This is a genomic window from Oerskovia sp. NPDC056781, from assembly GCF_042789955.1.
Lineage (GTDB): Bacteria > Actinomycetota > Actinomycetes > Actinomycetales > Cellulomonadaceae > Oerskovia > Oerskovia rustica.
This window is the reverse complement of sequence record NZ_JBHUAD010000128.1, coordinates 1-11,407: the sequence shown is the minus strand read 5'-3', so window position 1 is coordinate 11,407 and position 11,407 is coordinate 1. Positions and strand designations below refer to the sequence as shown.

Annotated in this window: 9 protein-coding genes; 7 read left to right on the top strand and 2 right to left on the bottom strand. The window is 72.4% G+C overall.

What is annotated here, in order from left to right; translation table 11 throughout:
* Window positions 1-172 precede the first annotated feature (172 nt).
* Window positions 173-2,020, bottom strand: a complete 1,848-nt coding sequence (locus tag ACFRCR_RS11995) for a phosphoenolpyruvate carboxykinase (GTP) (protein ID WP_377677797.1) — start codon at window positions 2,018-2,020, stop codon at window positions 173-175.
* 216 nt (window positions 2,021-2,236) lie between these two features.
* Between ACFRCR_RS11995 and ACFRCR_RS11990 the strand changes: the two genes are divergently transcribed.
* Complete coding sequence (locus ACFRCR_RS11990) at window positions 2,237-3,730, top strand: helix-turn-helix domain-containing protein (protein ID WP_377677794.1); 1,494 nt, start codon at window positions 2,237-2,239, stop codon at window positions 3,728-3,730.
* On the opposite strand, the gene ACFRCR_RS11985 is transcribed toward ACFRCR_RS11990, so the two are convergent.
* A complete protein-coding gene (locus tag ACFRCR_RS11985; RefSeq protein WP_377677792.1) occupies window positions 3,691-4,830 on the bottom strand; it encodes a hypothetical protein in 1,140 nt (379 codons plus the stop codon). The genes ACFRCR_RS11990 and ACFRCR_RS11985 overlap by 40 nt on opposite strands.
* Window positions 4,831-4,994: 164 nt before the next feature.
* Here ACFRCR_RS11985 and ACFRCR_RS11980 point away from each other — a divergent pair, with 164 nt between their 5' ends.
* From ACFRCR_RS11980 to ACFRCR_RS11955, 6 genes are all read left to right on the top strand, one after another.
* Window positions 4,995-6,269, top strand: a complete 1,275-nt coding sequence (locus ACFRCR_RS11980; RefSeq protein WP_377677790.1) for a hypothetical protein — start codon at window positions 4,995-4,997, stop codon at window positions 6,267-6,269.
* 114 nt (window positions 6,270-6,383) lie between these two features.
* Complete coding sequence (locus ACFRCR_RS11975) at window positions 6,384-6,605, top strand: hypothetical protein (RefSeq protein WP_030152901.1); 222 nt, start codon at window positions 6,384-6,386, stop codon at window positions 6,603-6,605.
* Window positions 6,602-6,874, top strand: a complete 273-nt coding sequence (locus ACFRCR_RS11970; protein WP_377677788.1) for a hypothetical protein — start codon at window positions 6,602-6,604, stop codon at window positions 6,872-6,874. Before ACFRCR_RS11975 ends, ACFRCR_RS11970 begins: the two co-directional genes overlap by 4 nt.
* 191 nt (window positions 6,875-7,065) lie before the next feature.
* A complete protein-coding gene (locus ACFRCR_RS11965) occupies window positions 7,066-9,408 on the top strand; it encodes a chemotaxis protein CheA (RefSeq protein WP_377677796.1) in 2,343 nt (780 codons plus the stop codon).
* A complete protein-coding gene (locus ACFRCR_RS11960; protein ID WP_191797898.1) occupies window positions 9,405-9,815 on the top strand; it encodes a chemotaxis protein CheW in 411 nt (136 codons plus the stop codon). The genes ACFRCR_RS11965 and ACFRCR_RS11960 overlap by 4 nt, the downstream gene beginning before the upstream one ends.
* Window positions 9,816-9,899: 84 nt before the next feature.
* On the top strand, window positions 9,900-11,407 hold a 1,508-nt coding region (locus ACFRCR_RS11955; protein WP_377677787.1), incomplete at its 3' end, for a methyl-accepting chemotaxis protein.

Below are 11,407 nucleotides of genomic sequence, written 5' to 3'. Positions count from 1 at the left end.
CGGGGGCGCCGGTCCCGGCCCCCCCGGGGTCTCCCCGTGGGGCCGGGGGGGCCCTCGGGGGGGCGCCGCCCCCGCCCCCGGCGGGGGTGGCCCCCCACCCCCTCGGCGGGTGTGTCGGTCACCGTCGGCGGGCGGGGTGGTCACCCTCGGCGTACCGGAGCGGCACCTCGCCTCACTCGGCGCCCAGGCGCGAGCGCAGGCGCGCGAGCTGTGCCCACAGCTGGTCCGGGACGCGGTTGCCGAACGTGTCGAAGAACTGGCTCGTCAGCTCGGTCTCCGCGAGCCACGAGGCGGCGTCGACCTCGAAGAGCGCCTCCAGGTCGCCCTCCGGCAGGTCCAGCCCGTCGACGTCCAGCGCACCGGGTGCGGGCAGCAGACCCACGGGGCTCGTGACGGCCCCCGCATCGGTCCGCAGACCGCGCGAGCGGTCGACCTGCTGCGCGATCCACTCGACCACACGAGAGTTCTCCCCGAACCCCGGCCACAGGAACGAGCCCTCGGCGTCCTTGCGGAACCAGTTGACCTGGAAGATCTTGGGCCGCTTCTCCGGGTCGAGCCCCGCGCCGACGCTCAGCCAGTGCGCCCAGTGGTCGGCCATGTTGTAGCCGCAGAAGGGGAGCATCGCGAACGGGTCGCGGCGCAGCTCGCCCAGTGCGCCCTCGGCGGCCGCGGTGCGCTCCGACGAGATCGTCGCGCCCATGAACACGCCGTGCTCCCAGCTGTACGCCTGCGCGACGAGCGGCACGTTGGTCGCACGCCGACCGCCGAAGATGATCGCGTCGATCGGGACGCCCGCAGGGTCCTCCCAGGTGTCGGCGATCGTCGGGCACTGCGCGGCCGCGACCGTGAAACGCGAGTTGGGGTGCGCGGCGGGGGTCTCCGCCCCAGGGGTCCAGTCGTCGCCGAGCCAGTCGGTGAGGTGCGCGGGCGCCTCGGGGGTCAGGCCCTCCCACCAGACGTCGCCGTCGTCGGTCAGGGCGACGTTGGTGAAGATGGTGTCGCGGTCGAACGTCGCGACCGCGACGGGGTTGGTGTCGATCCCGGTGCCGGGGGCGACGCCGAAGAACCCGGCCTCGGGGTTGATCGCGCGCAGCGTCCCGTCGGGTCCCGGGCGCAGCCAGGCGATGTCGTCCCCGATGGTCTCGACCTTCCACCCGGGGACGGTCGGCTGGAGCATCGCGAGGTTCGTCTTGCCGCACGCCGAGGGGAAGGCCGCGGCCAGGTGGTAGGCGCGTCCCTCGGGGGACGTGGCCCGGATGAGCAGCATGTGCTCGGCGAGCCAGCCCTCGTCGCGGGCCATGGCCGAGGCGATGCGCAGGGCGAAGCACTTCTTGCCGAGCAGCGCGTTGCCGCCGTACCCGGACCCGTAGGACCAGATCTCGCGGGTCTCGGGGAAGTGGGCGATGTACTTGGTGTCGTTGCAGGGCCAGGGCACGTCCTGCGTGACGGCTCCCGAGTCGTCGACGAGCGGCGCACCCACGCTGTGCACGGCGGGCACGAACGGCGCCCCTGCGTCGATCAGTGCGAGCACGTCGCTGCCGACCCGCGTCATGACGCCCATGCTCACGACGACGTAGGGCGAGTCGGTGACCTGGATGCCGACCTGGGAGATGGGGCCGCCGACGGGGCCCATCGAGAAGGGCACGACGTACATCGTGCGACCGCGCATCGACCCGTCGAACACGTCCCGGAGCTCGGTGCGCATGGCGTCCGGCTCGCGCCAGTTGTTGGTGGGGCCGGCGTCGGCCTCGTCGCGCGAGCAGATGAACGTGCGGGACTCGACACGGGCCACGTCGCTCGGGTTCGAGCGGGCGAGGTAGCTGCCGGGGCGCAGCTCGGGGTTCAGGGGCAGGAGCGTGCCGGCGTCGACCATGAGATCGACGAGCCGCTGCTTCTCCGCCGCGGAGCCGTCGCACCACACGACCGCGTCGGGCTCGGTGAGCTCGGCGATCTCCCGGACCCAGGCGCGCGGGTCGCGGGTGGCGCGCCGGCCCCCTGGGCCGAACGCGGCACCGGCCATCGCGGTGGTGAGGACGTCGGGCAGCTCCTCCGTGAGGGCGGCGTGGCGGGTGCGGCGGGGATGGGCGGTCGCGGTCATGAGGGTCTCCGGTCCTGGGCGGTCGTCGGGTCCACCCGGTGGGTGTCGGTGCTGCTGTTTCCACCATCGACCCGGAACACGGCGGTTTTCCACCTGGAGCACTGTCAAGAATCGCTGATCTTGACATAGAGTCAAGGAATGGCCGTCGACGAAGACCGCAAGATCCCCACGAGCCCCGAGGTCCACGCCCCGGCGAGCACCGACCTCATCACCCTGGGGCGCCGGATCCGGTACTTCCGGACCGGCCGCGGGCTCACGCTCGACGCGCTCGGCGCGCAGGTGGGAACCACCGCGAGCCTCCTGTCGCTCATCGAGAACGGGAAGCGTGAACCGCGGCTCTCGCTGCTCCAGGCGCTCGCGGGCGCGCTCGACGTCGCGGTGGGGGACCTGCTCGCGGACGAGCCGCCGTCGCGCCGGGCCGCGCTCGAGATCGAGCTGGACCGCGCCCAGCGCGGCCCGTTGTTCGCGACCCTCGGCCTGCCCTCGGTCAAGGCGTCGCAGAAGCTCCCGATGCCGGTCCTGGAGAACCTGGTCGGTCTGCACGGCGAGCTGGCCCGGCGCGCGTCCGAGGCCATCGCGACGCCCGAGGAGGCCCGGCGAGCCAACACCGAGCTCCGCCTGGAACGACAGTCGCGCAACAACTACATCCCCGAGCTCGAGGACCTCGCGGAGGAGATGACGCGCCGCGCGGGCTACACGTCGGGCGCCCTGACGCACCGCACGGTCGCGCGCATGGCCGAGCAGCTCGGCTTCACGCTGCTGCACGTCGACGACCTGCCGCACTCGACGCGCACGGTCACGGACCTGCGCAACGGCCGGATCTACCTCCCGCCCGCCTCGATCCCGGGCAGCCACGGCCTGCGCTCGCTCGGCCTCCAGGCGATCGCGCACCGCGTGCTGGGGCACCAGCGCCCGACGTCGTACGCGAACTTCCTGCGCCAGCGCGTCGAGATCACGTACTTCGCGGCGTGCTGCCTCATGCCGCAGTCGGCGGCCGTCGAGTTCCTGGAGCAGCGCAAGAAGGACAAGGACCTCGCGGTCGAGGACTTCCGCGACGCGTTCGGCGTCTCGCACGAGGCCGCGTCGCAGCGCTTCACGAATCTCGCGACGTCGCGCCTGGGCATCCCGGTGCACTTCATGCGTGTGGGGGACGACGGCGCCCTGTACCGCGGGTACGCGAACGACGGCCTGCCCTTCCCGGCGGACGTCACGGGGGCCATCGAGGGGCAGCTCGTGTGTCGCCGGTGGGCCGCGCGCGAGGCGTTCACGCGCCGCGACCGCGCGACGGAGTCCTACCAGTACACGGACACGCCTGCGGGCACCTTCTGGTGCAGCACCCAGACGGGGACGACGACGACGGGCGAGTTCTCGATCACGGTCGGGGTCCCGTTCGCCTCGGCCAAGTGGTTCCGGGGCCGTGAGACGACCGCGCGCCGTGCCTCGACCTGCCCGGACGAGACATGCTGCCGCAAGCCCGCGGCCCAGCTCGCGCGCCACTGGGAGGAGGTCGCCTGGCCGAGCGCGCGCATGCACCAGTACGTGCTGTCCGCGCTGCCCTCCGGCGCGTTCCCGGGCGTGGACGCCTCGGAGGTCTACGCGTTCCTCGAGAAGCACGCACCCCGCGAGGGCTGACCGGCTCGCGTCGGGCGCGCGGCGTCGTCGGGCGGTCCGGCGGGCCGGGTGAGCTGGGCGACCTGTCCCAGCACCTCGGCGGTCTCGATCTCGACGCGCAGCTCGATGCGGTCGAGGCCCAAGGACGCTGCGTCGGCGACCGTGCCGAGCAGCACGCGCAGGTCGGCCACGGCGGCCGACACGGCCTCGACCGTCGTTGCGCGCTCGGCCCGGGCGGTGACGAGCCCGAGGCTCAGGCCGAGGTCCTCGGCGACGTCGGGGCCCGCCGACAGGAGCGTGGACGCGGCCCGGGCCAGGGCGCCGACGTGCTGCCCGAGCTCGCGGGCGGGCAGGCGGGTGGACGCGAGGTCGGTCACGCGGTCGTCGAGCTCGCGCGCGACGAGCGTCGAGGACGCGTCGCGCAGGTCCTCGACGTAGGTGCGGTATCCGGTGCCCTCGGCGAGGGGACGCTGCGTCCGGTCGAGGGCCCAGGCCGGGTCGCGGTCGGCGGCCTGCAGGAACACGTCGAGGTCGACGGCGTCGAGCGCCTCGTCGTCGTCGCCCGCGAGCCACCTCTCGACCCGGGTGAGGTGATCGGGGTCGTCGACGTCGAGCCCGACGGTCGAGAGCACGTCGAGCCAGGTGCCGGTGATCGGGTCGTACAGCGGGACGAGGTGCGCGTCGTCGGGGCCGAAGGGCCGGACGTGCCGTCCGTGGTGCGGGTCGTGCAGGAGCACCCACTGCTCGCCGTCGATGACCACGGGACCGGACTCGGTCATCTCGAGCGCGACCCGGGTGGCCCACTCGTCGTACGTCTCGCCCCAGGTCTCGCCCGTCATGGGGTCGCGGAGCGTGATCGGAGACCGCAGCCGCGCGGGCAGCCACAGGAGGGGGTGCCACATCGCGCTCGGCCTCAGACCGGGCCATCGGCGGTGACCTGCGGGCACGGTCCAGGGCATCGGCAGCGGGCTGGCCGTGAGCGGGGAGAGCAGGAGCTCGCCGTCGTACAGCCCCGAGAAGGCGCGCCACAGATGCAGCCGTCCCGTCGTGTCGAGCGCCGACGCGGGCAGGAGGAGGTGTTCCCCCGGTCCGACGTCGAGCGCTCGGCGCCTGTGCTCCACGTTCGTCCTCTCCTCGCTGACCGTCTGGGGCTGCCTATGCCGGGTGTGCATGCGCCAGCCTGCGTGGCGGGGAGGCGCGCCCTTGGACGGGCTGTGACAGACGTCACATCACCAGAGGTGTCCGCAGGCCCGAATTTCGCGAGCGCGCCGCACACACACGTGCCATGCAGACCATCACCGTCACCGCCGACGTCGACGTCGATGTCACCGCCGCTGCCCGTACGTCCGTCCACGACCGTGCGAGCGACGAGCTCGACCGCACCACGACCGACGTCGCTCGTCGCGTGCGCGCAGGCGACCTCACCGAGCGTGAGGCCCGCATGATCATCTTCGAAGCGGTGTTCCGCACGGGCATCGTGCGCTCCGAGACGACGCGCTACTGCCACCGCCACGGCATCGCGCGCTTCCTCCACGACGACATGGTCGATGCCGCCGTGGACTTCTACACCCGCAAGATCCTCGACCTGCCCAGCACCGACGGCGCCGAGGGCGACTCCCGCGGGCGCAACGGCACCAAGTTCTTCGACCTCGAGGTCTTCGCGGGCGGTGCGAGCGCGGCGGGCTCGATCCGCCAGGCGCTCGGGGACTACACGCTCATGCACCGGACCCTGCTGCGCAGCGTCCGGTCGGCCCGCAAGGTCGGCCAGATCGTCTCGACGGACCTCCTCGAGGGCACGATCGACGCCGAGGGGCGCCTCGCAGGGCTCGTGCACGAGCTCCCCGTGGTGCCCGACCTGGCCGTCCAGGTCCTCGACGCGGGGCGCGACGAGGAGCTCGACCGCCTCTACGCTGCCCACGAGAGCGCTGCCACCCGTCAGCGCGGAGTCCTGCGCATGCACGTCGACGCCGCGGCGATCCGCGACGCGTTCGCCCTGCCCACCCTCGAGCGTCCTCTCGACCCGGACGTGCGGGCCCGCATGCTCGCGTGGATCGAGGAGGACGAGGGACTCGCCCTGCGCTCGGTCCTCGCGTTCACCGCGTCGCCGTCGGACCCGCGCGTGGCGACCCTCGCCGGGCTGTGGACGACCTACGAGGACGAGCACCTCGAGACCGTCGCCTCGCACGAGTACGGGCAGAAGATCGCCCACCTCCTCGTGCACGACGTCCTCGCGGACCGTGCACGCCCGGGGCGGCCCGCCCTGTCCCGCACCCGGGTCGCGGTCAAGCAGGCCGTCGCCGGCTGCGGGGTCGACGCCGCCTGGATCACCGAGCTCACCGCGGTGTTCGTCGAGCACGAGCACGAGGCACGCTCCGCCTGGGACCCGGACCGCGGGACCGGTGAGTCGACGCGCGACAGCGCGCGCTACCTGGGCGCCCTCGCGGCAGCCGTCGCGCTGCCCGGCGCACCGCTCGGACGCACGCCTCTCGAGGTGCGCAGCACCCTCGCGGACGTCGTCGCCGCGGCACGCCAGACGACGAGGGTCGCCGAGGCGGGCTGACCGACCTTCGCAGCCAGGCCGGACGGCGGCCGGTCCCGCTGCAGACGGCCGATCCCGCTGCATAGGAAGCAGGACCGTCGACGCCTCGACCAGAGGCACCGAGAGGAGCACCCCATGGCTGCCACCCCCGCACGCCCAAGACCCCAGACGATCGCCGAGCGCTGCGCACCCCTGACCAAGGAGCTCGCGCGCCGACGAGCAGGCGCCCCTCTCTACCCCGGCGACGTGCACGAGCAGATCGCCTCGCTCGTCGACGAGCTCGTCATCCAGGGCCTGACCCGCGCCGAGGCCGCGGGGCTCGTGAACCGCGCGGCCCAGAAGGCCACCGCGGCATGAACCACCTGCGGCGACCGTGGGAGCCCCCGGACGCCGACCCGCACGACGCGATCGACCGGTGCGACCGGTGCGATGCGTGCGGCGCGACGGCCTGCGTCCGGGTGACCGTCGCCCACGAGGGGAACCTCCTCTTCTGCGACCCGCACTACCGCGTGCACGAGAGCGCGATCGTCACCGCCGGGTACGGCGTGCGAGACGAACGGCGCACCCTCGACGAGGACATCGCGCTGGCGCTCGCCCTCGCGCGCGCGCTCGACAGCGCCGCCTGACCTCGAGCGTCGTCGCCGGGCCCGCCCGAGGCGCCGGGTATCACCCCCACCAACCGCACGAGACGACCGACAGTCACCGACGACAGCCCCGGTCGATGCCGGGGCTGGGGGGACCGGTGTCCCTGACGACAGGTCGCTCCGAGCGACGACGACGATGCCAGCGATGGCGTGGAGGTGCGGGCGTGGACGAGATGGACGAGATCGTCCACGAGTTCTTGGTCGAGTCCTACGAGAACCTCGATCAGCTGGACCAGGACCTCGTGGCACTGGAGAGCGACCCCTCGTCGCGCGCGCTGCTCAGCAGCATCTTCCGCACCGTGCACACCATCAAGGGCACGAGCGGCTTCCTCGGGTTCGGCAACCTGGAGAAGGTCTCGCACGTCGGGGAGTCCCTGCTGTCCGAGCTGCGTGACGGCGAGCGCGTGATGGACCCGCAGGTCGCGGACGTGCTGCTCGCGCTCGTCGACACCCTGCGCGCCATCCTCGCCAAGGTCGAGGCGGGCGCGGGGGACGACGTCGACGTCGAGTCGATGGTCGCCCAGATCGTCGCGGTGCAGGAGGGGCGCGCGCCCACCGAGGAGCCGGCGTCCGACGAGCCGGCGTCCGAGGAGCCTGCGACCGAGGCGCCTGCGGCTGAGGACCCGGCGCCGCTCGAGCCCGACGCCGTCGTCCTTCCCCGGCCTGAGCCCGAGCGGGCCGAGGCCCAGGCACCCGTGGCCCCCGTCGCCGTCGAACCTGCCCCCGTGCAGGCCCCGCCGGAGCCCGCGGCCCCCGCCTCGACCGTCCCCGCGCCCAAGCACGAGGAGATCGAGCTTCCCGGGCGCAACGCGGCCGACGGGTCGATCCGCGTCGACGTCGACCTCCTCGACTCCCTCGTGCGGCAGGTCGGCGAGCTCGTGCTCGTCCGCAACCAGTTCGACCGCATCGCCGGGGCGGGTGAGGACCAGGAGACCAAGCGGTCCGCGCAGCGCCTGAGCCTCATCGCCTCCGAGCTGCAGGAGGGTGTCATGCGCACCCGCATGCAGCCCATCGAGCACGTGTGGTCGAAGATGCCGCGCATCGTGCGGGACCTTGCGAAGATGCTCGGCCGCGAGGTGCGCGTCGAGATGACCGGCGGCGACACCGAGCTCGACCGCTCGCTGCTCGAGGCCGTGAAGGACCCCCTGACGCACCTGGTGCGCAACGCCGTCGACCACGGGATCGAGGCGCCCGACCAACGTCGCGCCGTGGGCAAGGTGAGCCAGGGCCTCGTGTCGCTGCGCGCCTACCACTCGAACGGCCAGGTCGTCGTCGAGATCACCGACGACGGCGCGGGCATCGACCCCGAGAAGGTGGGACGCTCGGCGGTCTCGAAGGGGCTGCGCAGCGCCAACGAGATCGCGGCGATGTCGTCGTCCGAGGTGCTGGACCTGCTGTTCCTGCCCGGGTTCTCGACCGCGGCCAAGGTCACCAACGTCTCCGGCCGTGGCGTCGGGATGGACGTCGTCCGGACGAACATCGAGGCGATCGGTGGGTCCGTCGACGTCGAGTCGAGCGTCGGCAAGGGCACGACGTGGCGGATGCGCATCCCGCTCACGCTCGCGATCATGCCCGCGCTCACCGTCACGTGCTGCGGCTCGGTCTACGCGATCCCGCAGGTCAGCCTCCTGGAGCTCGTCGCGCTCGGGGGGCAGGACACCCGGATCGAGCACGTCGGTACCGCCCCCGTGTTCCGCCTGCGCGGGACGCTGCTCCCGCTCGTCTCGCTCGCCGAGGTCCTGGACCTCGCCCCCGAGTCCGCGGGCCGCGTCATCGCGGTCGTCGAGGCCGACGACCAGCGGTTCGGCGTGATCGTCGACCGCGTCCTCAACATGGAGGAGATCGTCGTCAAGGGACTCGCGAGCCGGCTCAAGCAGATCGGGATGTACTCGGGCGCGACGGTGCTCGGCGACGGGGGCGTCGCCCTCATCCTCGACCTTCCCGCGATCGCGCGGCGCGTGCTCAGCACCGAGATCGCCGAGCTCGCCAAGGTGCGTCGGCAGACGACGGCGCAGGCCGCCAAGGCGACGCACCAGGTGCTGGTCGTCGCCGCCGGTGACCGCCGCGTCGCGATCCCGCTGTCCGCGGTCACGCGGCTCGAACGGATCCGCACGGACCGCATCGAGCAGGTCGGGACGCGCGAGGTGCTCCAGTACCGCGGTGCGCTCGTCCCGCTGGTCCGGCTCGATCGGGTGCTGGGCGCCGTCGGCGGCCCGACCGGTGACGAGCTCGACGTCGTCGTGTACACCCGAGGTGGTCGCAGCATCGCGATGGCCGTGTCGGAGATCCTCGACATCGTCGAGGACGACGCCCGGCTGCACAGCGACATCGACGACCACGGCCTCGTGGGGTCGACCGTCCTCGACCAGCGCGTCACCGAGCTGCTCGACGTGCGCAGCGCCGTGCGCGCCGCGGACGCGGGCTTCTTCGACGACGACCCGGACGACCCCGACGCCCCGGACGGCCTCGCCGCACGGGCGGCCTTCGACGACGACCTCCTGGCAGGTGTGCGATGAGCACGAGACTCGTGACGTTCACGCTGGGCGACCGGCTCTGCGGCATCCCCGTCGACCGGGTCCAGGAGGTCCTGCCGAGCCGGCCGCGCACGCGTGTGCCGCTCGCCCCCGACGACGTCGCGGGCCTCGTCAACCTCCGCGGCCAGGTCGTCCTCACGGTCGACCTCCGACGACGGCTCGGCATGCCCGCGCACGACGGCGAGCAGATGATGGCCGTCGTCTTCGTGGGCGACGAGACCGTGAGCCTGCTCGTCGACCGGATCGGCGACGTGCTCGTGGTCGACGAGGACCAGTTCGAGCTGCCTCCCCAGACCCTGTCCGAGGCGCTGCGAGCCGTGATCCTCGGCACCTACAAGCTCTCCGGCCAGCTGCTGCTCGCGCTCGACGTCGACGCCGTGGCGTCGTGAGCGCGCCGTGATCGGCACCGTGCGCACGCACGCAGGCCGAGCAGGCAAACCCCTCCCCGTTCATCACACCGCCCAGGAGTACCCATGTCCACGTCCCTGACGTCCGCGACCTCGCGGCCGCGCCGCTCCCGCTTCGGCGACCTCTCCGTCCGGACCCGGATCATCGTCGCGCTCGGCGTCCTCGTCCTCGTGCTCGTGGGGACCGTCGCCGTCGCCCTGCAGGGCCTGCGCTCGACGCTCGAGGACACCGCGACCGTGGCCGACGTGGGGAACACCGCGCTGCGCCTCAACGCCCAGATCGACCACGGTGCGCAGGAAGCGTGGCGACTGACGTACCAGTACGACATCGTCGAGGGGTCGGCCCGGTCCGCGGTCGTCGCACAGATGGAGGCGACCGACGCAGACCTGGCGGAGGACATCGCCGCGTACGACGCGATGCTCGGCACGATGGCCGAGCCGAACTGGGAGACGTTCAAGACGGCGTGGGCTGACTGGGTCTCCTACCGGGACTCGACGCTCATGCCGGCCGTCGAGGACAAGGCGGTGACCTCCGAGATCCAGTCGCGCAACGACGCTCTCATCGCGGCGCACGTCTCAGCGCTCTCCCTCGCGGGCAAGGCCGCGAACGAGTACGCCGCGTCGGTCTCCGACGAGGCCGCGGCCCACGCCCAGAAGACCGTCGTCACGATGATCGTCCTCGGGCTGGCCGGACTGGTGGTCGCGCTCGTCGTCGCGCTCGTCGTCGCGAACGGGATCCGCCGGTCGGCCGAGAAGGTGCGCCGCTCGTTGGTCGCGCTCGCCGAGGGCGACCTGACGGTCCGTGCGGACGTGGACAGCCGCGACGAGATCGGTCAGATGGCCGTGGCCCTCGCGACCGCGCAGACGAGCCTGCGGGCGATCATCTCGACGGTCGCCGGCACGGCCCAGGAGGTGGCCGGAGCGGCCGATCGCCTGTCGTACGCAGGCGCGCAGTTCTCGGCGTCGTCGGAGGAGACGGCGGCGCAGTCGGGGGTGGTGGCTGCGGCTGCGGAGCAGGTGTCGCAGAACGTGCGGACGGTGGCTGCGGGGGCTGAGCAGATGGGGGCCTCGATCCGGGAGATCGCGCAGAACTCGAACGAGGCGGCGAAGGTGGCCAATCGTGCGACGGATCGTGCGGCGTCGACGAACGTGACGGTGCAGAAGCTGGGTACGAGCTCGCAGGAGATCGGTGATGTGGTGAAGGTGATCACCTCGATCGCCGAGCAGACGAATCTGTTGGCGTTGAACGCGACGATCGAGGCGGCTCGTGCGGGGGAGGCGGGCAAGGGGTTCGCGGTGGTGGCTTCTGAGGTCAAGGAGCTGGCGCAGGAGACGGCGAAGGCGACGGAGGACATTGCTCGTCGGGTGGAGGCGATCCAGGACGACACGTCGAGTGCGGTGGGGGCGATCGGTGAGATCGCGGACATCATCGGGCGGATCAACGACTATCAGCTGACGATCGCGTCGGCGGTGGAGGAGCAGACCGCGACGACGACGGAGATGTCTCGTGGGGTGCAGGAGTCCGCGACGGGTGCTTCGGAGATCGCGGGCAACATCACCGGCATCGCGACCGC